Here is a 22,119-nt window from a genome sequence, read left to right as displayed (position 1 = left end):
ATTGATCAAACGTTCTGTGTCGCCTGGTCTTTCATGATCTTTCGCCTGAGGATCGGATCCTCCTGGCCCGCAGTGGGATAGGCATCGGCGCCGCTGAGCGAGGTGCTCGGTTGGCCGTGGATGTCGACGGGGACATCGCCGGCGAGGGTGACCCGGTGTAATAGGCGGTGTTGGTCGCCGTAGTCGGAGACCGCGCGATGCTGTGTGGCGCGGTTGTCCCAGATGGCGACGTCACCGTAGTTCCAGTTCCAGCGAATGCTGTGTTCCGGCACGGTGATGTGGTCCTGCAGAAGCTGTATCAGTGCTTGCGATTCGCGTGTGTCGAAGCCGACGAGTCGATCCGCGAACCGCCCGAGAAGCAGGACGCGTTCCCCGGTCTCCGGGTGAACCCGCACTACCGGGTGCTCGGTCCGAATGTCCGGCCCTGTGAATGCCGCCGCGAACGAGGCGGCCTTCGCCTTGTCCACGAGTTCGGGTGATCCGGCCTGCTGGACGAAGCCGACCCGGTTGCCGTGTATCGCCCGCAGCGATTCGGCCAGCTGCTTCAACGGACCGGGAAGTGATTGGTAAGCCGCCGCGGTGGACGCCCACAATGTGGTGCCACCGTAGGCGGGCAACTTCACTGCACGCAGTATCGACGCCTTGGGGAAGTTCATCATGAACGTCATATCGGTGTGCCAGCTGGTTGCTCTGGCGGTTCCGGAATCGATCGGCGTGATCCGGTCGCCGTCACGCTGGGCGTGATGAGCGAAGGGCGTGCCCAGTAGTTCGCCGAATGCGTACTGTTGCTCATCGTCGAGGTGGTGCTGGTCGCGGAAGAAAATCACCTTGTGCTCCAGCAGTGCTTGGTTGATGTCGGCAACCACCATCGGATCCAAGTTGCCGTCCAGGCGCACGCCGTCGATGCGCGCTCCGATGTGCAGCCCCAGCTTGTGAACGATCACATGTGTGTTCATGACTCCTGATCTCTCCATTGTTTCGAGTACGGCGTCGCCTGGGGGAACGCCACTGTAATCAAGCGATTACACCTGCGTATTCGAGTGTAATCACTCGATTACAGTCCTGAGCTGAGAAAACACTAAGATCGGAGGCCATGGCGACACCACGTGAACAGGGCAAACCGGTAGGCCGAGACCAAGTGGTAGCCGCAGTTCTCGAACACGCCGCCGACCTGTTCGCCGAGCGTGGCCCCGCGGCCACGTCCACGCGTGACATCGCTGCGCGCGCCACTGTCAATCCAGCGCTGGTCTTCCGGCATTTCGGCACCAAGGACCTACTCGTCGGCGCGGTCCTGGACTACCTCGCTGCCCGCTCGGCCGCCGCGCGAAAGGCCGACGCGGACCCGTCGCTGGCCGAGGCCGAAACCCGACGGCAATGGCGAGTGATCACGCGCGCCCTGATGGACGGCTATCCCGTTGGTCGCCTGCAGCATCAGTTCCCCGGCGTGGCCGAGCTGATCGAGAAGGCCGGTGCCCGATACGACGACGAAGCCGAGGCTCGGCTGGCTGCCGCCAATGTGGTCGCCCTGCGCCTGGGCTGGCAACTGGCCGAGCCTTCCGTGCGCGCGGCAGCCGGATTGGATGCCGTATCCGAAGAACGTATACAAGACGGAATCCGGACCGCTACCGAGAACATCCTCGGCAACGGCGACCGTGCCTCGGACCGGTAACCGACCGGCCGCAGGCTTGGTCGTGTCCGGCCGAGCGGTCTACAGGTCGAGGTTCGATCATGGGGTGCGGGCGGTCTGATTCGTGCGGAACGCGTCGATGTTGCGTGTGCACCAGTCGGTGAAGTTCCGGGGTCGGCGGCCCAGGAGACGTTCGATGGTGTCGGTGCGAAATCCGGTGGTGTCCCGGCGCATGAGGGTGAAGCCTTCGAGGATTGCGGCGGCCAGGGCCGGGGGTGCGCCGTGGGGATATCGGGACGCGACGGCCTGCTCGGGGGTGGCGGCCTCGCGCACGTCGATGTCGTGGCCGATCGCCGCCGCGATGACCGCGATCTGGTCGGCGATGGTGAACATCTCGTCGCCGGTGAGGTAGTACTCCATGCCGTCGTGGCCGTCTTCGGTGAGAGCCATGGCGGCGACCGCGGCGATATCGCCCGGATCGACCGGCGCGTATCGGCCGGGACCGGTGGGGTCGTCCACCACGCCTCCGGCGCGGATGACCGGCGCCCATTCCAGGGCGTTGGTCATCAAGCCGCCCGGTCGCAGGATCGTATACGGCAGGCCCGCGGCTCTCACGATGCTCTCGCGTTCGTGGTGCCAGCGCCCCATCGCGGGGATCGGATCGCCCATCACGTTGTAGGACGACAGCAGCACGATCCGGCCGACCCCGGCCGTCCGTGCCGCGGCGACCATGTCGCGGGTGTGGTCGAGGCCGATCCCTGGAACGAGCAGGAACAAGCGGTCGGCACCGTCGAGCGCGGGTGCGTAGGTGTTCGGATCGTCCAGGTCGCCGACCACGCGGCGAGCGCGCTCGGGCAAGCCGTCTGCACGTCGTGGATCGCGGACGAAGATGCGGAACTCGACGTCCCGCGCGGCAAGGGCGTGCACGAGTTCGCGACCGATGGTTCCGGTCGCTCCGGTGAGAAGTATCATCACAACTCCAATCGTTAGCCGTCTATCGAAAAACGATAGACGGCTAACGATCCGATGACAAGCGCGGGCCGACGATGGCCTCGCTTCGGCTCAGGAGGCTTGATGCCCGCATTTCTCGACCTGCACAGCCGGACCTCGAAGCTGTTGCGGGCGCTGGTCGAGCGCAGCGTGCGCCCGTACGGGCTCTATCCGGGCCAGGATTTGGTGCTCGGCGTGCTCTGGGACCACGACGGCCGCACACCCGGCGAGGTCGCCGCCGCGCTGAACGTCACCACGCCGACGATCGCGAAAATGGCCAACCGCATGACCGAGACCGGATTGCTGACCCGCCGCGGTGACCCGGATGACAACCGGCTCGTCCGGCTGTGGCTCACCGACAAGGGTCACGAGCTTCGAGACCGCGTCGAAAGCAGCCGCGCATCGCTGGAGAACCTGATCACCGCGGATCTCACCGACGCCGAACGCCGATGCCTGCTCACCGCGCTCGAAAAAGTCCATCACTCCGCAGCCCGATTGCTGGAACAGCCGCACATCCGAGAGCGCCGCGCAAACCCGTAGTCGCTGTCGCCGATCGCCCGAGCGCGGCCTCAGATCACCTCGTAGACATCGTCGGCGGGGCGGCTCAACAGGCGGTCGGCCATCTCTGCCTTGAGTCGCGTGAGGTGTGCTTCCTCGGTGGCGGTTCGATCGGGCTTGCGTGCCAGGACGATGAATTCCTCGGTGACCAAGCCGTCATCGCGTAGCTGCACACTCACGCGATCGCCGCGGTAGGTGAACTCCCAGACGTAGTCCTCGAGCAGGGGCCCGCGTCCGGGCATGCGTAGCAGAGGGGTGACCATGTACTGCCCCTCGGTGACCGCACGCAGCACCATCTCGATGGCATCTCGCCCGCCGGGGCCGCGGAATCCGGTCCGTACCTTGACTTCTCGGCGATCGACCAGCGGCGCCAACTGCGGCAGAGCCACCTGCATGGCGGTATAGCCGTGTGCCACACCGCCCGGGGCCGCCGGTCCGTGGTACTTCATCAGCTCTTCGAAGGTGAACTCCAAAGTGATGCCGCCTTCTCGAACCCTCAGTGACATGTCATGCCCTCTCGGTGGAGTTCGGTGGCGCACACGTTCACCAGGCGTCCGCGAGCGTCCGGAAGCGGTGTTTCAGCTGGTGGGGCCGTCCGTCGGCTGCAGGCGCAGCGAGATGGAGTTGATGCAGTACCGCTTGTCTGTCGGGGTCGGATATCCCTCCCCCTCGAAGACGTGGCCGAGGTGGCTGTGGCAGTTCGCGCACAGCACCTCGACACGGCGCATCCCCATTGAGTCGTCGGTGCGCAGGAGTACCGCGTCCGAGTCGGCCGGATCGAAGAACGAGGGCCAGCCGCAGTGCGAATGGAACTTCTCGGTGCTGCGGAACAGTTCCGCGCCGCAGGCCCGGCATCCGTAGACACCGGTGGTCTCGGTATCGGTGTATTCACCGGTGTAGGGCCGCTCGGTACCGGCTTCGCGCAGCACCGCGTACTCCTGCGGATCGAGTTTGGCTCGCCATTCCTGCGGGGTCAGCACGATCCTGGGTGCGGGCAACGACGTTTCGGACTCGGAACTCATAGCCCGATTCTAATGAGATGGTGGCCGCCCGGCCGCAGTGCCGAGCACGGCGGCGAACAATCCGGGCTCAGCCTGCCGACGGCGGGTTGTAGAACCACTTCCCGCTGCCGGACGGGTATTCGAAGCAGCCGCTGTAATGGCCGCTCGCGATCGACGCCTGCTGACACGCGGCCTTGCCGGTCGGTTCGCCCGACTGAGTGAACGGGCCGACCGAATGAGGTCCGGGAACTATCGGATCGGCCCCGGCGATACCGGCGAGGCCGCCCATGAGCCCCAGTGACAACGCGCCCACCGCAACAACTTTCGACAACACTGCAGCTCCCAGAGGATGTTGGTGTGAATGTCCGGGTCACAGTAATGCGAATCGGACACCTCGGAAGGGCGCGTTGTAATGATGGATACCGCTGGGCGCGCTCGTCCAGCGATTGCCGGGGGACCGGCCGACGCTGCTCAGTGCAGGACGCCGGCCTCGTTCGGTGCGTTGCTGGGCTCCTCGTCGTCCGGGTCCGCCGGACCGATCGTCGCGGCGGTGTCGGGGACGGGAATCCGCGGGGTCTGCGGCGCATCCGGCACGGGCGCACCGTTGTGTTCGGGCAGCAGGAACGTCGGATCGATCCCGGAGTCGAGCCGTCCCTCGCGTCGCGCGGTCAGATACCGGTCGCCGAGCACGCAGAACGTCACGAACAGCAGCAGCCCCCAGCCGAAGGTTATCCGCAGATACTCCAGATCCCGGCCGATGACCTGCCAGTGGTCCAGCAGCCACTTGTCGAACGTGGTGAAGCCGAATATCGCCAGCCAGGCGGGCCAGTTGCGCAGTACCGAATTGCGCAGCACCACCGTCATCAGGAACGGGAACAGCAGCATCGAGTAGTACTGCTGGCCCAGACCGCTGATCAGGAATTCGGCCAGCAGCAGGATGCCGGAAGTGGTGCAGATGAAGAACAGTTCGTCGTGGCGGTAGTACCGGTACAGCAGCCACAGCGAGACCAGTACGAGCACGCCCATGCCGATCCGGATGCTCCAGGTCAGCAGCGACGGCAGACCCAAGTAGGCGGAGATGCCCGGAATCGAGCTGTTGAAGTAGTCGCGGGCCTGTATCGAGTACGGCAGGGTTCGATGCACATAGTCCATCGGATCCTTGATCAGCGGCAGCGCGATGGCTGTCAGCGCGATCGGCACCCCGAGTGCGGGCAGGAAGACCTTCCACTGGCGACGCATCAGCGGTATCAGCAACATCGGGGCGATCGTCGGCTTCACGGTTATCGCCAAACCCATCACGACACCGGCCCAGAGTTCCCGCCGGGCGAGCAGCAGCGCGATGAAGACGACCTCCGCGAGCAGGATGCACCCGTTCACATTGCCGAAAGCCAGTGTGTTGATGACGGTTTCGGACGAGAACATGAGCAGCAGCGTCAGCGGCGCGGCATAGGACTTGATGCTCAGCTTGAACAGCTTGAGCAGCAGGTACCAGGCGACCAGCATCGCGATCGCGTTGAGCGAGTCGAAGCACCACTTCGACCGGTCCGGGTCGATGATCGCCAGCGGCGCGATGAGCAGCGTGCCACCCGGCGGATACAGGTAGTGCGGATCGACCAGGTCGAAGTTCTCGGCGTAGATCGACTTTCCGTTCAGGAACGCCAGGGACGCCTTGTACACGGGGGCGAAGTCGTCGGTGATGTTGAAGTTCGTCGCCTTGACGAAGACCTGGTGCAGCACTGTCATGACCGCGAACGGCCAAAGCGCGAAATTCAGGACCTCGGAGGTCGTACGAGCGGTGCGCGGCTCGAGCTGACGAAGGAACACTGGGGCACGGTACACCGGAAAGTACCCGGACCGTTGCTCGGACCCGCCGAAACGGGGTCAGGCGGGGCAGGTCGTCCCGTCGGCGGGCAACGTCCCGTCCTTCAGGTAGCCGACCACGCTCTGCTGCACACAGGCCGAGTGCGAGAACACCGGGTAACCCCAGCCCTGCCAGGTGACGGTCGACGTGCGCGCACCCGCCGACCCGAGCGCCCCCGTCACCGAGGGGCGCGCATCGCGGCCCGCGACGGGATTCGCGTCGTTGCCCAGAACCAGGGTCGGCAGATCGAACGTGGTGGGCAGCTGCGCGGCATTCGGCGTCGGCCAGGCCGTGCACGCCATGAGACCGATCGCGGCGGCTTTGCCGAAGACGGGATACTGCTTGGCCCAGACGGTTTCGAGTTGTTTCACCCGATCGGGGGTGGCCGGTTTCTGGTTGTCGCTGCAGTTCGAGACGAACTGCCCGTCGGAGTCGGTGGCGGCCGACTCCCGGCCGATCAGCTGATTCAGTGCGGCGTTGTCGCCGTGTCCCGCGTCGGACAGCGCGTCGGCCAGCTCGGCGGTGTGGTTGGCCTGATCGGCCCGGGGATCGGCGAGGAATCCGGAAATGGCGGTCAACAGGGCATTCGCCGAGACGCCGCCGAGTTGACCGGCGGCCGCGCGGTCGACCAGTGCGATGATCGCGCCGCGCGGATCGCTGCCCAGCGAGCAGTTCAACGCCGCGCAACGTTGTGCGAATGCGGTCAGTGCGGCTTCGGACCCCTTGACGCGCTGTTCGGCACGGGTAGCCGAATCGACGTTGGCGGCCACGGGGGAGTCCAGCACGAGCCGGGCCAGATGCTCGCCGTATTTGGCGGCGTAGGCCAGCGCGACCCGTGAGCCGTCGCCGGCGCCCAGCAGTGCGATGTGGTCGACCTGCCACTGTTTGCGCAGTTGATCGAGGTCGTCGGCGGCATGCCCGGCGTCGAAGGTGCCCTGGTAGGGCTGCAGGAAATCCTGGCAGGCGATGGTCGCGTCCTTGCTGACGTTGGCCATCGCGTCGATCTGGTTTCCCCCGGCGGACTGGTCGTTGTCCGCGAGGCTGCGCCGGGTGTCGTCGGTCAGGCAGTTGATCGGCTGGGAACTGCCGATCCCGCGCCGGTCCACCGCGACGATCGGATGCGCGGCCAGCACCGCGGAGGTGGGGCCGGTGGCCAGTCCGGCGAGTGTCGCGGTGGAGGAGCGGTCCGCGCCGGAGGTGAGTACCAGCGGCGCGGCGTTCGCGGGCGTCTGCGGCAGGCGCGCGCGTACGGCGGCGTTGCGGAAGGTGCCCAGTACCGCGCCCCCGGCATCGATCGCGGTGGAGTAGTCGGCGCATTCGAAGATCAGTCCGGCCGGTGGCGCGCCCAGGCCCAGCGCGTTGAACGTGGCCGCCGCGCAGTCGTGCCAGCCCAGATCCGTCTTGGGCGCCTCGGCCGGCGGCGGCGTCGCGGGGGTCGGGCTGGTGGTGGCGGCCGCGCCACCGGAATGCGGGCGGACCTCGGCGATTCCCGGACGGTCGGACGGGCCGGCGCCGCAGGCGGCGGTGAGGAGGATCGTCAGCGATGACGATGCCAGCAGTGCGGCTCGAGTCCTGCGCATGTATTACACCCTGCCAGGTCCGGCGGGCGCTTTCAGCCTTGGGTGCGGGCGCGTTCCCAGCGGGTCAGGATCGTGCCGTCGTCGTCCAGCAGCGCGTGACGCAACGTCATCGGGGTCGGCAACGCCTTGGGGGACACCGCAATTCGGCCCGCCGTACCGCCGATGAGCAGCGGTGATGCGGTGAGACAGAGTTCCTCGACGACGCCCGCGGCAATCAGGTCGCCGAACAGCGACGGGCCGCCTTCGCACAGCACCCGCAGCAGGCCGCGCTGGGCCAGTGCCGCGCGAATGTCCGCTGCGGCCACCGAGGTCTCGCCGCATTCGATCACTTCCGCACCCGCATCGGTGAGTGCGCGTTTGCGATCGGCCGGTGCGGCGGCGGTGGTGAGGATCATCGGCGGGCGGGTCGTGTCGGTGAACAGCCGTCCGGCCGGATCCAGGGACGCGCTCGCGGTCACCACCGCGATCGGGGGCGGCGCGCCGTCCGGACTGCCGCCGAGGCCGTGGTGGAACAGCCGCAACCGGCGGTGTGCGTCGGTGTGGGCGCCGCCGTAGTTCTCCTGGCGCGCGGTTCCCGCGCCGACCAGGACCACGTCGGCCAGATCCCGCAGGATCTCGAACACCGCGTGGTCGGCCGGACTGCCCAGCGCGCCGGACCGTCCGTCCACGGTGGCGGCGCCGTCGATACTGGTGACGAAGTTGACTCGGATCCAAGGGGATTCGAGCGATGCCGGATAGGCGTAGAGGCGCAGGAGCTCGTCGGGCCCCAGTGTTGTGAACTGGATCGCATTGGGCACACGCTGCATAAGCACCGATCACACCACGTCAGTACGCTACTTGCGTGCAGCAACGCCTCGTCGATCGCCATCCGGAGGTTCCGGCCGATCAGCTCATCGCCCAGATGGTGCCCCCGCCCACATTCGACGAGGTGAGCTTCGACTCCTACATTCCAGACCCGAACGAGCCGAGTCAGGCCGAGGCGGTGCGCAAGGCGCGCGATTTCGCCGGGCGCGTCGCCTCGATCCACGCCACCGCGAACCGTAAGAGCCTGTTCGGCAAGAAGAAGCACGTCCAGGGTGCGGGCCTGTATCTGGACGGCGGATTCGGCGTCGGCAAGACGCACCTGCTGGCCTCGATCTTCCACGCCTCGCCCGCGCCGAAATCGTTCGGCACCTTCGGCGAGCTCACCAATCTGGTGGGCGCGCTGGGTTTCACGAACGCGGTGGAGCGGCTCGCGAGCAACAGCGTGCTGTGCATCGATGAGTTCGAACTCGACGATCCCGGCGACACCACGCTGGTCTCGCGGCTGCTGACCGAGTTGACCGCGCGCGGGGTCTCGGTCGCGGCGACGTCCAATACGCTGCCCAGCCAGCTCGGTGAGGGGCGTTTCGCGGCCCAGGATTTCCTGCGGGAGATCAAGAAGCTGGGTTCGCTGTTCGAGGCGGTCCGCGTGGACGGCCCGGACTACCGGCACCGCGATCTGCCGCCCGCGCCGGAACCGACCGCGCCCGAGTTGCTGGCGGAGAAGGCCGCGGCCACACCGGGTGCCACGCTCGACGACTTCGACGCGCTGCTGCGGCATCTGAGCACACTGCATCCCTCGCGATTCGGCGCGTTGATCTCCGAAGTGAGCGCGGTGTTCATCGCCGGTGTGCACGAGGTGACCGATCAGGCGGTGGCGTTGCGGGTGGTCGTGCTGGCGGACCGGCTGTACGACGCGGGAATTCCGGTGACGGTGTCCGGGGCCAAGCTGGACGCGATCTTCTCCCAGGAGATGCTCGACGGCGGCTATCGCAAGAAGTATCTGCGGGCGATTTCCCGGCTGCTCGCGCTGTCGCGGTACGAGGTGCCCGCGAGCTGATCGAGCGCGGCTCGGGTACCGTGACCCGCGGTATCGAAATTCTGGACGTTCGTCCAGGATGGTGGCGGCCGGTATCGTGCGGCTCGCCGACCCGAGCAGATCGGAGCTGTGATGGTCCATCGTTCGATTCGTGTCGTGGCCGCGCTGGCCGCCGCTACGGCGATCGCCGTGGGGCCCGCGGTGGGCACCGCCCTGGCCGCCGACCCGCCCACGGCGACCATCTCGGTCGTGACCGACACCGCCGCGCGCGCCGTCCCGGTGCAGGGCGTGGTCAACGCCCGTGACATCGGCGGTTACCGCACGACCGCCGGTCGCGTGGTCCGCTCCGGCCTGGTGTACCGCACCGGCGAGCTGACCAAGGCCACCGACGCCGACCTGGCCGCGCTGACCGCACGCAAGGTCCGCTCCGTCCACGATCTGCGGACCTCCTACGAGCGCCTGCTGTCCCCGGACCGGGTGCCCGCGGGCGCGACCGAGAACTGGAACGACGTCATCGGCCAGGCTCCGCCGCAGGTGCTCGTCTCGACCCTGTTCGCCGGCGCCGACCTGTACCGGGCGTTCATCACCGCACCGGGTGCGAATCAGGCCTTCGCCGATGTCCTGCACGACATCGCCCGCACCTCCGACGGTGCGGTGCTCTACCACTGCACCGCCGGCAAGGACCGCACCGGTTGGATGTCCGCGGTGCTGCTGACCGTCCTGGGCGTGGACCGCAAAACGGTCGACTACGACTATCTGCTGTCGAACTACTACCGCAACGCACGTGACGGCGACATGGTCAACGGCGTCACCCAGTCGGCGCTCGACGCGGCCTTCGACCAGGTCGACAAGTCCTACGGCACCTTCGACAACTACGTCCACCAGGGCCTGAAGCTGACCGACGCCGATATCGCCGCGCTGAAGACCAAGCTGCTGCGCTGATCGGCCGGAACGGGATTCAGCTCGACGCAGCAGGCTCGAGGGCCCGTTCCATCAGATAGTCGTGGCACACCGTCGCGCCGACGGTGAAGGTGCGCGTGCCCACGGTCCGGAATCCGCGCTTGGCGTAGAACCGCTGGGCGCGGGCGTTGTCCTGGTTGACGCCCAGCCACACGCCCGCGTAGCCGTTGTCGCGGGCGTGGTCCAGGGCCGCGTTCATCAGGGCGGTCGATACGCCGGTGCCGTGCTGACCGGACAGGACGTACATCTTGTTGATCTCCAGCACCGGCCGCAGTTCCACGGCGCTCGCGACGACCGGATCGGTGGGGCCGTCCGCGATCAGCATGGTGTAGCCGACGATCTGCCCGCCGGATACTGCCTTGAGCACCGTGCGATTCGGATCGCTGAGATAGTCGCCGAACCGTTCGTCCGAGAGGGCCTCATCGATGTAGGTCTCGATATCGGCCGTGTCGAGTCCGGGCGGGCAGGCGAGCGGGAAGGTGGCCGCGGCGACGTCGGAGATGGCCTCCGCGTCCCAGAGTCCGGCGCGGTCCACGGTCACCAGGGTGTCGTTCACAGGTCCATGGCACCACATCGCGCATCGGCCGGGGCGCAGACGTGCCGGTTACGCCGCCTCCACGTCCGGTTCGCCCGCTGTGGCGGCGGTGCGCGCGTGGAATGTGCGGGCGAACAGCACCAGTGCGGCGGCGAACAGCAGCGGTATGACGAATCCGATGCGCAGGCTCGATACGTCGGACACCGCACCCACCACGCCGCCGCCGATCAGCGTGCCCGCGTAGTTGAACAGGTTCAGGCGCGCGATCACCGCGTCGAGTCCGGAGCCGCCGGTGAGTCGTCCGGCTTCGCTGAAGCACAGCGGCGCGATCACCGGCAGGCCGATTCCGGCGATCAGGAATCCGATCAGCGCGGCCACGGGTCCGGGCGCGCTCACCACGATCAGCAGCCCGATCACGCCGATCGCGGCCGCGACGACCACGACCGGACGCGGCCCGAACCGCCGCACCCACAGATCCCCGGTGAGCCTGGTCAGCAGCGAAGCCCCCTGATAGGCGGCCAGTGCCAGCGCCGCGGTCGCCGAGGAGGACAGCAGTTCGTTCTTCAGATACAGCGCCGACCAGTTGCCGACCGCCAGGTCGATGGCGAACACCAGCGCCATCGCGATACCCAGCGCCAGATAGGCCCGCAGCGGTACGACCGCCGCATGCGCGGCCTCGGTGGGCTCGGCCTCGGCCTGGCGCGTGCCCAGCAGTCGCGGTCCGAACACGAGCCCGGCCACCAGCACCACCAGCGCCGCGACGAATACCGCCTCGGTCCGCGTGACGTGGAATTTCTCGCAGCCGGAGACGAACAGCGCACCCAGGATCGATCCGGCGCTCCACGCGGCGTAGAACGACGACAGCACGAACCGTCCGTATCCGTGCTGGATGAACACCGCCTGCATATTGGTGCTGGCATCGACGATGCCGACCGCGACGCCGTACCCGCTCAATGCCGCGAACAGCACCGCCTTGTCCGGTGCGAAGGCGATCAGCACGCCGGTGACCGCGATCAGTCCGAGTCCGATCCGCAACGTCACCCGGCTGGACCAGCGCACGGCAAGTTGTTCGGCCACAACACTTCCCACCGCCGCCAGCAATGAGATCACCACCACCGCGACCAGGATCAGGGTGTCGCTCAGGCCGAACCGCGACTGCGCCTGCGGTAGCTCGGTGAGGATCACGGCCAGGAAGAAACCCTGTAGTGCGAACGCCACCGAATTAGCCACCCGCGCGGCGCGGAGCGGCGACGATACATTCGTGTATTCGGTGGGAGTCACCAGCGCAGCGTAACGGGCGGGGTTCGGCGCGCCAAGGTCGAAATCGTCTCGGCGAGACCGTTCGGTGCCGCGCGGGGCTCTCATGATCACGCGCGGCTCCCGGTTGCATAACGAAAGTAGTCAGGAGGCGGTGCCGACCGGCGATCTTTACGGCACTCTAGAGGGGGCGGTTTCGGATGTGCCGCCGGTGCACGGTGTAGGGGCGATGGATCGCATGGGCGAGCGTAGCGAGCGGGTAGTGGGCACGGCCGAACCGTCGGCACGTGCCGGAGCCGAGCGTCGAGGTGCGGGCATGGTCGAACGTGAGAAACGCAACGATGCCGGGCCCGGGCAGGCCTTACTGCTGACCGCGCCCGGACCCGCGGATCTTCCTGCGGTGGAACCGAATCCGCGTGGACATCAGCCGGGAGATCGGTGTCGCGAGCCCGGCTGCGGCGACTGTCACTGGGATGTGCAGCGGTTCAAGTACTGGCTGCGCGGACGGCTGTTGGCCGAGGGCGCCGACGACGCCGAGGTCGACAAGTCGGTGGGCGCGCAGACTCCGGGTCTGTTGTGGCGCAGTGGATCTCGGATCTGCGCGATCGAAGTGTGCAGCGCGCCGGTGCATGTCGGATTCGCGCTCGAGCGCACGGCCCGGCTGCGCGCGGTGGGTGTCGACGAGGTGTTGTGGCTGTGCCCGCCCGGATTCTGGGTGGCGCAGGTGCCGGGTGTGGCCGTGGACGACTTCGCGGCCGATGGTTGTGACTACCGGGTGGTGTCCGGCCTGCTCGAGTCCGGTTCGAACGGGCTCGCACGGCCGCGGGAACAGGCGTGGACGGTGCGGGAATTCATGCAGGAGTGGGTCGCCGCGGAGGTTGCCTTCGGATATCGCGACGAGACCGCAGGAGGTTGGGCGACGGTGAGCACGTGGGAGCAGCACACGCGGACGCAGGCCGCGGTGATCGCGCAGCAGCGTCAGGAACTGGTGAATCAGCGCACGGCGCTGGCCTTGGCGCGCAAGGCGACTCGGGACAAGGCCAAACAGGTGCACAAGCTCATGCACCGGCTCGAGCGGGCCGAGCAGGTCGCCGAGGAACTCGACGGCGCGCGCCGTCGCCTCGCCGATCACGGCCGGATCGATGCCACGTTGCGTCTGACGGTCGCGCGCCAGCGCACGGCGGTCATGCACTGGCAGTTGATCACCTGCTTCGCCTTGATGGTGATCGTGGCCTTCGTCGCCTCGGCGATGATCCTGCGCTGAGCCGATCGGCGAACATCCGGCGAACGGCACTGTGGGTGAACGGGTTCGGTCTGATCAACCCTGGCGGATCAGCCGGAACGGTCCGCGCTCCCAGCGCCAGCCGTGCCGCAGCACCATGGCGCTCAGATCGGTGAGCTGGATATCGGTCTCGTCGCGGTAGCGGCGGAATTCGGTCCAGTCCACCGGCCCCTCGGCCAGTCGGTTGCGCAGAATGTTCTCCGCAGGTGCGGGCACCGTGTGCGCGCGCAGGTCCGGTTCGCTCATCCGGCTTCCGGTGAACACCAGGTGACCCCAGCCGCGCTCGTGTGCCGCGGCGCGAGCGGCCGCTAGTTTGATCCGGTTGCCGTGCACCGCGATCCGGGCCAGCGGGACGACATCGATCAGCAGTGCCCGTCCGTCGGTGAGCCGGGCGGCAGCGGTGGGGTAGTGCAGCCGGTCGACCTCGTCGAGGCGATAGTCGACCGCGAGCGGACGTTCGGTGTAGGTGGCGACCTGTTCGCTCTCGTCGAGCATGCGCAGCAGCCGCGCTTCCAGGGCCGTGTCGAAACTCGTTTCGCGGCTGAGCTTCTCGGCGAAGATCGAACCGCGGGCGTCGTCGGCGGTGTCCACCGTGGTCAGTGGCAGCTCCGGCAGCGGTGTGGGGTCCCCGCTCGCCCAGTCCGTGTGCCGGATCAGTGGAATCAGCTGTCCGGCAACCGGTTCGGTGAATCGCGGGACGGCGTGCCAGCGGCCGCGCTGCTGCCATCCGGCGATCTGCTGGAAGACGAAGCCCGCCACGCGTTTCGCGTCCATCAGGGCGTGCCCGGCCAGCCGCAGCCGCAGGTAGGCCAGATCCTGTCCGGCGATATCGGTGTCGGTCGCGTAGATCTCGCCGAGCAGGGTCCGCACCAGCCGCTGATCACCCCAGTCGACCGGATAGCGGGCGGCGAAGATCGCGGTGTCGGGCAGGCCGGTGGCCTGCACCCGGCGGACCATCTGGCCGACGGCGCGAGTGTACAACTGGCGCACGCGATCTCGGGACAGTTCGTAGCGGGCCCCGATGAGGGTGAGCGTTTCGGGGCGTTCGCCGTCCAGGCCGAGCCGCTGGGTGATGAACTCACCGTCGCGCGGACGCTCCTGTGCCTGCTCGGCGACCATCGCGGCCACCGTCTCGTCGATCTCCTCGAGTTCGAACGTGACGGTGTCGCGCAGGTCGTCGGGCACGCCGGTATGCCCGTCCACGGTCCGGCTCATCCTCACCACCTGTATTTTCGGCCTCCGCTTCGCTCCGGCGGGTTCGCGGCCCCCCGAGTCTCGCCGCTCGGCCCCGTGTCGGGTACTCGTTCCTCGCACCCGCCACGCGTCCGAGCGGCGAGACGGGCCGCGAACTGTGTTGCTGGTGTCGCTCCGTTTCGGCGGGTTCTCGGGGTTGCCGCTCGGGTCGGTATCGGGCATTTACTTTCGGTGCCCGCCACGCGTCCGGGCGGCAAGCTGTGCCGCGAACCGTCTGCTTTCGCTCGTTCGTTCGAACAGCCTAGCCTGGCGGCCGGTCAACGGGAGGGAAGCGGTGCTGTGTCGGCTTGTGCGGGCGTCGGATTCATTCGTTTGCCGCACGTCCCGCGACGCCGTAGACGGTCGCGGCCAGCGCTACGGCCCAGCCTGCTGCGGAGGCGATGGCCAGCAGGTGGATCGCGCCGATGAAATGTGCGCCGGTGGGGGAGCCCGCGATCGCGCCGAAGATCGCCACACCGCCGGCGGTGCCGATCTGCCGAGCGGTATTGGAGGTGCCCGTCGCCAGCCCGGAGCGATCGGGTGGTGTCGCACGTACCACCGCCGCCACCACCGAGGCGGTGACCAGTCCCGCACCGCAGCCCAGAAGTCCGAATCCGGCCAGCAGCCAACCGATTCCGCCGTCGGCCGTCAGCCGGGTCAGCAGTAGTGTTCCCGCGATCGCGACGACGCATCCGGTGGCGACGGCCGCGCGCGGACCGCGTCGCGCGGTGATGCGGCCCGATACCGGCGCGAGCACGACCAGTGGCACCGCGAGCGGCAGCACCGCCAGCCCGGACAGCAGTGGCGAGCAGCCCTGGACGTCCTGCAGATACAGCGTGGTCACGAACAGCAGCCCGTTGAAGATCAGGTTCATGGTCAGTGCCACCACGTTGGGGCTCAGGAAATCCTTGCGGCGCAACAGGTCCAGGGGAAGGACCGGATTCGCGCCGCGTGCGGAGGAGATCAGCGCGGTGGTCAGGGCCGCGGCGGTTACGACGGCCGCGGCGGTGATCGTGGGCCAACCGGCGTGGTGGCCGATCGAGATGACGGTGAACACCAGTCCGCCCAGTCCGACGACGAATCCGGCCAGACCGACCGGATCGATCCGCTCGCGATCCACGCCCGGACGATCCGGCACCGTGCGCAGTGTCGCGAGGATGACCAGCGCGGTCAGCGGCACATTGATCCAGAACACCGGACGCCACCCGAACCAGCCCGTGAGCAGCCCGCCCAGCAGCGGCCCCGCGGGCAGGGCCAGCGAGGAGATCGCCGCCCAGGCGCCCAGCGCCCGCGCTTGGTCACCGCGATCCGGGAACACCTCCACGATGACCGCCATCGTGCCGGGCAACAGCAGCGCCCCGCCCACCCCCTGCACGATTCGCGCCCCGATCAGCACTCCGATATTCGGTGCGAGCGCGCAGATCAGCGAGGCCGCACCGAATACCGCGAATCCGGTGAGCAGTACACGTCGGTGCCCGATCCGGTCGCCGATCGTCCCGCCCGCCAGGAGCAGTCCGGCGATGGCGACGACATATCCGTCGACGACCCACTGCAACATCGCCACATCCGAATGCAGTCCGTGACCGATGCTGGGCAGCGCGACATTGACGATAGTGACGTCCAGCAACACCAGAAACATGCCCGCACACATCACACCCAGTACCCGGCCCGGCCGAACCCGCTGAGAGTGCCCGACATCCGGGCTCGAAATGCTCATGCCACCAAGTGTTTCCCCGAAAAACTTCGGTGTGCGCCGAAGAATGGGCTTCGCGGCCGATTCGACCCTGAACTGCTGGTGGCCAGCTGTCGGGCTCAACGTTCAAGGGCTTCGTGGTCGGGTCGGCGTTCCAATCGAACTCTGGTGAGGGCGGACCCCATTGCTTCGGTTCGGCGAAGGTTACCGCCTCCGATCCGAAGTCTGCCCCCTGGAATGTGGCTGCACCAACGAAGGTTGCCTCGCGGAAGTTCGCTCGGCCGGAGAACCTCACCCCGACAAACCTTGTGCGTCCGGCCGGACGGTGGGTGTCGGCGTCGGGATGCGCGCATAGTTCGGTGTGCGCCGAAGTGTCGGCGGGGCAGACTGGTGGGATGACGGATGAGCGGCCGCTGTACGGATATGCCGATGTCGCGGCGATCGGGGCGCTGTTGGCGGATGCTACGCGGGCGCGGGTTCTGATGAGCCTGGCCGATGGTCGGGCGCTGCCGTCGTCGGTGCTCGCGGCGGAGGCGGGGGTTGCGGCTTCCACGGCCAGTGAGCATCTCGCGCGGCTGGTGGACGGGGGATTGCTGAGTGTGGAACGGTCCGGCCGTCATCGTTACTACCGGCTGGCCGATGCGCGGGTGGGTACGGCGCTCGAGGCGGTGGCCGCGCTCGCGCCGACCCGTCCGGTGCGTTCACTGCGGGAGTCCGGGCGGGCGGCGGCCCTGCGTCGTGCTCGTAGCTGTTACGACCACCTGGCCGGTCGGCTCGGCGTCGCGGTCACCGAGGCGCTGCTCGACCACGGGGCACTGATTCGCACCGACGGTCTGCCCGGGGCCGAACGCGCCGACGGGGACCGGTTGTCCGCTCCGGTGCGCGCGCACCCGTACGAGTTGGGCCCCGACGCCGAGCCGGTCTTCGCGGCCCTGGGCATCGACCTGGGCGCCGCTCGCGCCCAACGTCGGCCGCTGCTGCGTTTCTGCGTCGACTGGAGCGAACAGCGCCACCACCTCAGCGGAGCCCTCGGCGCGGCGGTGCTGACCCGGATGGAATCAGCCGGTTGGGTGGTGCGGCACAACACTCGCCGTGCCCTGCAACTCACCGATCCGGGCGCTCGCGCCCTGGACCGTATCCTCGGCGTCGAACTCGCCGCCTGAGCCAGGAGTGAATTCGACAGCTGTCTGTCGTGTGATGTGTATCACATTCGTGTGCTGTCATATTTCGCCGGTCGGCGGTGTCTCGGGGGCATGACTGAACACAACACACGGCACAGGGTGGTCGTCGTCGGGGGCGGGTATGCGGGGACGGTGGCGGCCAATCGGTTGCGCAAGCGGGAGGACGTTCACATCACGATGGTCAATCCGCGTCCGGCCTTCGTGGACCGGGTGCGGTTGCATCAGCTGGTGGCCGGGACCGGTGTGGCGACGATCGATTACGAGACGTTGCTCGGTGCGGGGATCGAGCTGGTGGTCGACAGTGCCGCGCGGATCGACACCGTCACTCGCGCAGTGCGATTGGCGTCGGGGCGTGGGCTGGGATACGACCACCTCGTCTATGCGGTCGGCAGCACCGAGGCCGTGCCTTCGGTGCCCGGTGGGGACGAATTCGCCTGCCGTATGGGTGAATTCGAGTCCGCGCGGCGGTTGCGGGCCCGGTTGGACGAGCTGCCCGCCGATGCGCCGATCACCGTGGTCGGCGGCGGGCCGACCGGTATCGAAACGGCCGCCGAACTGGCCGAGCAGGGATGGGGCGTGACGCTCGTCTGCGGTGGGACGTTGATGCCCTCGCTGAGTGCGTCGGGTCGCCGATACGTCGCGAAATGGTTGTCGCGGCACGGTGTTTCGGTCCTCGAATCCGATCCGGTCGGCGAGGTGCGCGCGGATGCCGTCGTACTGTCCGGTGGCGCGGTGCACCCGAGTGGCCTGACCATCTGGACGACAGGTTTCGGTGTGCCACAGCTGGCGGCCGCGAGCGGGCTACGCACCGACGCGATCGGCAGGTTGCTCACCGATGAGACGTTGACCAGCATCGATGACGACCGTATCGTCGCGACCGGTGACGCCGCCGCACCGTCGGGGCAGCCGCTGCGGATGAGCAGCCAGGCCGCCGGGGCACTCGGCGCGCAGGCCGCCGAGACGGTGTCGAGCCATATCACGGGAACCCCTCCGGCTGTGGTCGACGTTGCTCTGACCGGAACATGCCTGAGCCTGGGCCGCCGCATCGGCGTCCGGCAGCTCGCGCACAAGGACGACACCGCGATGAATCTGTACATCGGCGGTCGCGCGGGTGCCAGGATCAAGGAGGTGACCTGCAATTTCGCCGTGGGAAAGATTCGCCGCGAGGCGCGCAAGCCCGGTTCGCTGGTATGGGTGAAGGGCGGCCCGCGCCCCGATTCGCGCGATGTCGCGCCCTCGGTGACCTCGTCATGAGCGCCGACGAGCATGCCGAGCGGTTCACCCTGCTGCGGCCGCTGCTGTTCACGATCGTCTACGAAATCCTCGGTTCGGCAACCGAATCCGACGACGTCCTGCAGGACAGCTATCTGCGCTGGGCCGAGGTGGATCTGACGACGGTCCGCGACACCAGGTCGTATCTGGCCCGATTGGTGACCCGCCAAGCGCTGAACGCGGTGCGCGCCGGCGCCCGCAGACGCGAGGACTACGTCGGCCCGTGGCTGCCCGAACCGCTGCAACTCGCGGAACCGGACGCCTCGGCCGATGTGGTGCTCGCCGAATCGGTGTCGATGGCCATGCTCGTCCTGTTGGAAACCCTCGGCCCCGACGAACGGGCCGTCTTCGTGCTGCGCGAGGTGTTCGGTTTCGAGTACCCGGATGTCGCCGCCGCGGTGGGCAAATCGGTCATGACGGTGCGTCAGGTGGCACACCGTGCTCGCGAGCACGTGCGGGCGCGGCGCAGACGTTTCGAACCGGTGGATGCCGCGCGGATCACCCGGATCACCGAACAGTTCATGACCGCGACGAGCACGGGGGACACGCGCGGACTGCTCGACCTGCTGGCCCCGGACGTCGCGTTCATCGCAGACAGCGGCGGCAAGGCCGTGGCGGCGCGGCGGCCGGTGTTGGGTGCGGCGCGGGTCGCCCGGTATCTGATCGATCTGTTCCGCAAGGCCGAGAACGCACCCGGTCTGCGGATCGAGACGGTCAACTGCAACAGCACTCCGGCGATGGCCGTCTACTCCGGTGATCGGTTGGAAGGGGTGTATCTGATCGAGGTGGTGAACGACGTCATCACCACCTTCTACGCCGTTCGCAACCCCGACAAGCTCACTGCGGCAACGGTTCCCCGGCGGATCAGCCGTTAGTGGCGGCGAATCGGCGGCGTGGACGTCCGGGGCGGTTCGCCGCGGACGTCCACGCCACCGCGGGCCCGCTCCGCGAACGGCATTCGAGTCCTGCCGGACCTAGTGCGTCAGTTCGGCCAGGTCCGCGCCGATCGGCCGACCGGTGACCTGCCGAAGCAGCGGCGAATAGATCAGCGGCACAACGATTTCGACGACGATCATGGCGATGTAGAACCAGTGCGGCCAGCCGACGTAGGCCACGGTCAGCAACCGGACCAGCCCGCCGACGAAGAACACCAGCATCAGCAGGTGGATCAGGCCCGCGTAACGGTCCAGATCCCGTGCGGCCCAGGCGCACAGCAGCCCGTAGGCCAGGAACAGCACCATCACCATGCGCATATCCCCGTCCAGGGTGGCGTTCGGGGTGTTCGCGCCGATGATCGTGCGTGGTCCGATGAAGATGTGCGCCAGCGCGATGAGTGCGCAGGCGACGCCGAAAATGCTGAGGAACCAACGCAATACGGTTCGCACGGTTGCCCCTTCCCCTGAGCTAGTAGACATGTGTCAACTAGTGTTTCGAGCGTAACCGCACTAGTACACACGCGTCAACTAATCTGGGCTGATGCCGCCTCGTCGCCGACTGACGCCCGAACAACGTCGCGCCGAACTGCTCGACGTCGGCGCGCAGGTGTTCGCCGAACTGCCCTACGACCGGGTGCAGATGGATCGGATCGCCGAACGGGCCGGGGTGTCCCGCGCCCTGCTCTACCGCCATTTTCCGACCAAGAGCGCCCTGTTTGCCGCGATCTACCGGCGCGCGGCCGAGGCGCTGCAGGCGGTGGTGCACATCGATCCCGAGCTCCCGCTGACCGACCAGGTGGCCGCGGGGCTCGACGCGCATCTGGAGTACTTCGCGACGAATCGCAATACGGTCCTGGCCGCCAACCGCGCCCTGTCCGGCGATCCGGTCGTCCAGGCGATCGTCTTCGGCGAACACACCGCCATGCGCGAGGTGATGCTCGCCGCCCTCGGGCCGGCCGGGCCCGCTCGCGAACTGATGTCCTCCCTGCTCACCGCATGGCTCATGTTCGTGCACACTCTCTGCCTGGAATGGCTCGAGCACGACTCCCTCACTCGGGAGCAGGTCCAAACCACCTGCCTCGGCGCACTGGAAGGCGCACTCGCCGCCCTGCGGACCTGACCTCGAGCCGGTCCCGCGCGGCCGATTCGGAACCGGCGACGATGCTGCCGGTGACCAGCCCGTCCGCCGACTCAGCTCCCGGCGGACATGCCGTCGAATTGCCGTGCCGGACCGCTGAATTCGCCGCTCTCCCGGGCGACGATGCACTCGGCGGCGAAGGCCAGGACCTCGAGGTGGTAGGCCGTCGCGGTATGCCCGATGCTGATGTTGTGCCCGGAGTTCTGCTGGATGTTCAGCACCAGGCGCGGGACGGCGGAGAACAGTTCGGCGACCTCGAGCAGGCCGGCGGGATCGTTGCGCCAGACCTGCTCATGGTCGGCGACGGTGAAACGCACCGGAATCCGCACGCGCGGGCCCAGTTCCGGGAAGTGCTCGGCCGCCCACTCCTGCACCAGCTTCCCTTCGAATCCCGGTCCGCTGGAACCGATCAGCCCGCCGCCGACATGTTCGGGCGGGTACAGCCGCGCGGGCTCCCACAGCAACCGGCCCACCTTCACATTGTCGGGCCGGGGTCGCACGGCGAGGATCTCCTCGGCCGCGGGCTGCCGCTGCCGTCCGGTGCCCGAGAGTTCCAGGCCCAGGAGTTGCGGACCGCGCTCGGGGTCGGCGGCCATCCGGACCGCGGTCTCGCATCCGGCCGAATGCGCCAGCAGGAATACCCCGGCGCCGCGCGATGCCGGGTCCAGATGATGGTCGATGGCGCGGTACATGAGTTCGACGCGTAGTTGCGGGTCTGCCAGTTGAGCGCCGTACGGGTGCGATCTGCCGTAGCCGGGCCGGTCCAGGGCCAGCACCGTGAATCCGGCGGCGGCCGCTGTGCGCAGCAGTGACAGGTCGGGATGTCCCGGGCAGTCGAAGTACAGCGACGTCGTCGCGCCGCCGTGCAGTGCGACCAGGGTCGCGCGCGGATTACGCGCCCGCGCGAGTAGTCCCGAGATCGGGATCCCGTCGATCTCGGCGACGACCGGTTGTGGATCGCCGTCGGCGAGGAGGGGGAGGTCGTTGTCGGTGACGGTCATGCGGGGATCCTTTCCGCCCGTGGCCTGCGCATCGGTACCGGCCCGACCGGCGCTGATTGTACGAGAATGATCCTCTCGTTGGATCGAGATTATCTTCTCGGTTTTTGAGAATTCAAATTACGGCCCGAGTTGTGAGGAATGTCCCATGAGGTAGTGGGGTGGCGGGCGTTGTCCC

23 protein-coding genes and 1 pseudogene are annotated in these 22,119 nt (G+C 67.7%); 9 read left to right on the top strand and 15 right to left on the bottom strand.

The features are described 5' to 3' along the window. Positions 1-5 precede the first annotated feature (5 nt). Positions 6-956, bottom strand: coding sequence for a TauD/TfdA dioxygenase family protein (locus tag K7711_RS30160; RefSeq protein ID WP_222972948.1), 951 nt, complete (start codon positions 954-956; stop codon positions 6-8). Between the two features lie 137 nt (positions 957-1,093). Between K7711_RS30160 and K7711_RS30155 the strand changes: the two genes are divergently transcribed. Continuing rightward, positions 1,094-1,669, top strand: a complete 576-nt coding sequence (locus tag K7711_RS30155; RefSeq protein WP_222972942.1) for a TetR/AcrR family transcriptional regulator — start codon at positions 1,094-1,096, stop codon at positions 1,667-1,669. Positions 1,670-1,726: 57 nt separating this feature from the next. Here K7711_RS30155 and K7711_RS30150 read toward each other — a convergent pair whose 3' ends face one another. Further along, complete coding sequence (locus tag K7711_RS30150) at positions 1,727-2,599, bottom strand: SDR family oxidoreductase (protein ID WP_222972940.1); 873 nt, start codon at positions 2,597-2,599, stop codon at positions 1,727-1,729. A 102-nt stretch (positions 2,600-2,701) separates the two neighbouring features. Here K7711_RS30150 and K7711_RS30145 point away from each other — a divergent pair, with 102 nt between their 5' ends. After that, on the top strand, positions 2,702-3,157 hold the full coding sequence (locus K7711_RS30145) for a MarR family winged helix-turn-helix transcriptional regulator (protein WP_222972938.1): 456 nt from the start codon (positions 2,702-2,704) through the stop codon (positions 3,155-3,157). Between the two features lie 29 nt (positions 3,158-3,186). Here K7711_RS30145 and K7711_RS30140 read toward each other — a convergent pair whose 3' ends face one another. From K7711_RS30140 to K7711_RS30115, 6 genes are all read right to left on the bottom strand, one after another. Beyond that, positions 3,187-3,681 (bottom strand): hypothetical protein, encoded by a 495-nt coding sequence (locus K7711_RS30140; RefSeq protein WP_222972936.1) that lies wholly within the window; start codon positions 3,679-3,681, stop codon positions 3,187-3,189. Between the two features lie 72 nt (positions 3,682-3,753). Continuing rightward, positions 3,754-4,197 (bottom strand): peptide-methionine (R)-S-oxide reductase MsrB, encoded by a 444-nt coding sequence (gene msrB / locus K7711_RS30135; RefSeq protein WP_222972934.1) that lies wholly within the window; start codon positions 4,195-4,197, stop codon positions 3,754-3,756. Between the two features lie 67 nt (positions 4,198-4,264). Then, complete coding sequence (locus tag K7711_RS30130) at positions 4,265-4,510, bottom strand: hypothetical protein (RefSeq protein ID WP_222972932.1); 246 nt, start codon at positions 4,508-4,510, stop codon at positions 4,265-4,267. A gap of 137 nt (positions 4,511-4,647) precedes the next feature. After that, positions 4,648-6,000 (bottom strand): glycosyltransferase family 87 protein, encoded by a 1,353-nt coding sequence (locus K7711_RS30125; RefSeq protein ID WP_222972930.1) that lies wholly within the window; start codon positions 5,998-6,000, stop codon positions 4,648-4,650. A 57-nt stretch (positions 6,001-6,057) separates the two neighbouring features. Further along, the gene (locus K7711_RS30120; RefSeq protein WP_222972923.1) at positions 6,058-7,617 is read right to left on the bottom strand and encodes an alpha/beta hydrolase; all 1,560 of its coding nucleotides are present in this window, start codon (positions 7,615-7,617) and stop codon (positions 6,058-6,060) included. A gap of 32 nt (positions 7,618-7,649) precedes the next feature. After that, a complete protein-coding gene (locus tag K7711_RS30115; protein WP_040823536.1) occupies positions 7,650-8,423 on the bottom strand; it encodes a pyrimidine reductase family protein in 774 nt (257 codons plus the stop codon). Between the two features lie 35 nt (positions 8,424-8,458). Here K7711_RS30115 and zapE point away from each other — a divergent pair, with 35 nt between their 5' ends. Further along, on the top strand, positions 8,459-9,478 hold the full coding sequence (gene zapE / locus K7711_RS30110; RefSeq protein ID WP_222972921.1) for a cell division protein ZapE: 1,020 nt from the start codon (positions 8,459-8,461) through the stop codon (positions 9,476-9,478). Between the two features lie 111 nt (positions 9,479-9,589). Continuing rightward, positions 9,590-10,399: a tyrosine-protein phosphatase gene (locus K7711_RS30105; RefSeq protein ID WP_222972915.1), complete on the top strand. Its 810-nt coding sequence runs from the start codon at positions 9,590-9,592 to the stop codon at positions 10,397-10,399. A 16-nt stretch (positions 10,400-10,415) separates the two neighbouring features. Here K7711_RS30105 and K7711_RS30100 read toward each other — a convergent pair whose 3' ends face one another. Together K7711_RS30100 and K7711_RS30095 are read right to left on the bottom strand one after the other, a co-directional pair. Beyond that, a complete protein-coding gene (locus K7711_RS30100; RefSeq protein ID WP_308015020.1) occupies positions 10,416-10,973 on the bottom strand; it encodes a GNAT family N-acetyltransferase in 558 nt (185 codons plus the stop codon). A gap of 48 nt (positions 10,974-11,021) precedes the next feature. After that, positions 11,022-12,233 (bottom strand): MFS transporter, encoded by a 1,212-nt coding sequence (locus K7711_RS30095; RefSeq protein WP_308015019.1) that lies wholly within the window; start codon positions 12,231-12,233, stop codon positions 11,022-11,024. A 292-nt stretch (positions 12,234-12,525) separates the two neighbouring features. Here K7711_RS30095 and K7711_RS30090 point away from each other — a divergent pair, with 292 nt between their 5' ends. Further along, a complete protein-coding gene (locus K7711_RS30090) occupies positions 12,526-13,473 on the top strand; it encodes a hypothetical protein (protein ID WP_235747979.1) in 948 nt (315 codons plus the stop codon). Positions 13,474-13,527: 54 nt separating this feature from the next. Here K7711_RS30090 and K7711_RS30085 read toward each other — a convergent pair whose 3' ends face one another. The 3 genes and pseudogenes from K7711_RS30085 to K7711_RS49375 form a co-directional block, all read right to left on the bottom strand. After that, positions 13,528-14,706 (bottom strand): sigma-70 family RNA polymerase sigma factor, encoded by a 1,179-nt coding sequence (locus tag K7711_RS30085; protein WP_222972907.1) that lies wholly within the window; start codon positions 14,704-14,706, stop codon positions 13,528-13,530. Between the two features lie 343 nt (positions 14,707-15,049). Next, entirely contained in the window at positions 15,050-16,441 is a 1,392-nt protein-coding gene (locus K7711_RS30080) for an MFS transporter (RefSeq protein ID WP_235747978.1), read from the bottom strand. 190 nt (positions 16,442-16,631) lie between these two features. After that, positions 16,632-16,712 (bottom strand): annotated as a pseudogene (locus K7711_RS49375) (pentapeptide repeat-containing protein); the annotation flags it as partial. Between the two features lie 100 nt (positions 16,713-16,812). On the opposite strand from K7711_RS49375, the gene K7711_RS30075 reads away from it, so the two are divergent. The 3 genes from K7711_RS30075 (at position 16,813) to sigJ (ending at position 19,745) form a co-directional block, all read left to right on the top strand. Further along, positions 16,813-17,580, top strand: a complete 768-nt coding sequence (locus K7711_RS30075) for an ArsR/SmtB family transcription factor (protein ID WP_222972901.1) — start codon at positions 16,813-16,815, stop codon at positions 17,578-17,580. Between the two features lie 90 nt (positions 17,581-17,670). Next, positions 17,671-18,852, top strand: a complete 1,182-nt coding sequence (locus K7711_RS30070) for an NAD(P)/FAD-dependent oxidoreductase (RefSeq protein WP_222972899.1) — start codon at positions 17,671-17,673, stop codon at positions 18,850-18,852. Next, positions 18,849-19,745, top strand: a complete 897-nt coding sequence (gene sigJ, locus K7711_RS30065; RefSeq protein ID WP_222972898.1) for an RNA polymerase sigma factor SigJ — start codon at positions 18,849-18,851, stop codon at positions 19,743-19,745. Before K7711_RS30070 ends, sigJ begins: the two co-directional genes overlap by 4 nt. Before the next feature lie 99 nt (positions 19,746-19,844). On the opposite strand, the gene K7711_RS30060 is transcribed toward sigJ, so the two are convergent. Continuing rightward, positions 19,845-20,255: a DUF4345 domain-containing protein gene (locus K7711_RS30060; RefSeq protein ID WP_308015018.1), complete on the bottom strand. Its 411-nt coding sequence runs from the start codon at positions 20,253-20,255 to the stop codon at positions 19,845-19,847. Positions 20,256-20,346: 91 nt separating this feature from the next. On the opposite strand from K7711_RS30060, the gene K7711_RS30055 reads away from it, so the two are divergent. After that, positions 20,347-20,925 carry a TetR/AcrR family transcriptional regulator gene (locus tag K7711_RS30055; protein ID WP_222972892.1) on the top strand — a complete coding sequence of 193 codons (579 nt, stop codon included), beginning with the start codon at positions 20,347-20,349 and terminating at the stop codon, positions 20,923-20,925. 71 nt (positions 20,926-20,996) lie between these two features. On the opposite strand, the gene K7711_RS30050 is transcribed toward K7711_RS30055, so the two are convergent. Next, the gene (locus K7711_RS30050; protein WP_222972890.1) at positions 20,997-21,944 is read right to left on the bottom strand and encodes an alpha/beta hydrolase; all 948 of its coding nucleotides are present in this window, start codon (positions 21,942-21,944) and stop codon (positions 20,997-20,999) included. Between the last annotated feature and the right edge of the window lie 175 nt (positions 21,945-22,119).

This window comes from Nocardia coffeae, assembly GCF_019890715.1.
GTDB lineage: Bacteria > Actinomycetota > Actinomycetes > Mycobacteriales > Mycobacteriaceae > Nocardia > Nocardia jiangxiensis.
The sequence above is the reverse complement of the archived record's forward strand: the minus strand, read 5'-3'. Positions and strand labels throughout refer to the sequence as shown.

Coding starts and splice junctions, on each gene's coding strand:
- K7711_RS30160 (WP_222972948.1), bottom strand. CDS start 956: ATGAACACACATGTGATCGTTCACAAGCTGGGGCTGCACATCGGAGCG.
- K7711_RS30145 (WP_222972938.1), top strand. CDS start 2,702: ATGCCCGCATTTCTCGACCTGCACAGCCGGACCTCGAAGCTGTTGCGG.
- K7711_RS30120 (WP_222972923.1), bottom strand. CDS start 7,617: ATGCGCAGGACTCGAGCCGCACTGCTGGCATCGTCATCGCTGACGATC.
- sigJ (WP_222972898.1), top strand. CDS start 18,849: ATGAGCGCCGACGAGCATGCCGAGCGGTTCACCCTGCTGCGGCCGCTG.
- K7711_RS30150 (WP_222972940.1), bottom strand. CDS start 2,599: ATGATACTTCTCACCGGAGCGACCGGAACCATCGGTCGCGAACTCGTG.
- K7711_RS30080 (WP_235747978.1), bottom strand. CDS start 16,441: ATGAGCATTTCGAGCCCGGATGTCGGGCACTCTCAGCGGGTTCGGCCG.
- K7711_RS30075 (WP_222972901.1), top strand. CDS start 16,813: ATGACGGATGAGCGGCCGCTGTACGGATATGCCGATGTCGCGGCGATC.
- K7711_RS30115 (WP_040823536.1), bottom strand. CDS start 8,423: ATGCAGCGTGTGCCCAATGCGATCCAGTTCACAACACTGGGGCCCGAC.
- K7711_RS30140 (WP_222972936.1), bottom strand. CDS start 3,681: ATGTCACTGAGGGTTCGAGAAGGCGGCATCACTTTGGAGTTCACCTTC.
- K7711_RS30090 (WP_235747979.1), top strand. CDS start 12,526: ATGGTCGAACGTGAGAAACGCAACGATGCCGGGCCCGGGCAGGCCTTA.
- K7711_RS30105 (WP_222972915.1), top strand. CDS start 9,590: ATGGTCCATCGTTCGATTCGTGTCGTGGCCGCGCTGGCCGCCGCTACG.
- msrB (WP_222972934.1), bottom strand. CDS start 4,197: ATGAGTTCCGAGTCCGAAACGTCGTTGCCCGCACCCAGGATCGTGCTG.
- K7711_RS30085 (WP_222972907.1), bottom strand. CDS start 14,706: ATGAGCCGGACCGTGGACGGGCATACCGGCGTGCCCGACGACCTGCGC.
- K7711_RS30055 (WP_222972892.1), top strand. CDS start 20,347: ATGCCGCCTCGTCGCCGACTGACGCCCGAACAACGTCGCGCCGAACTG.
- K7711_RS30050 (WP_222972890.1), bottom strand. CDS start 21,944: ATGACCGTCACCGACAACGACCTCCCCCTCCTCGCCGACGGCGATCCA.
- K7711_RS30155 (WP_222972942.1), top strand. CDS start 1,094: ATGGCGACACCACGTGAACAGGGCAAACCGGTAGGCCGAGACCAAGTG.
- K7711_RS30070 (WP_222972899.1), top strand. CDS start 17,671: ATGACTGAACACAACACACGGCACAGGGTGGTCGTCGTCGGGGGCGGG.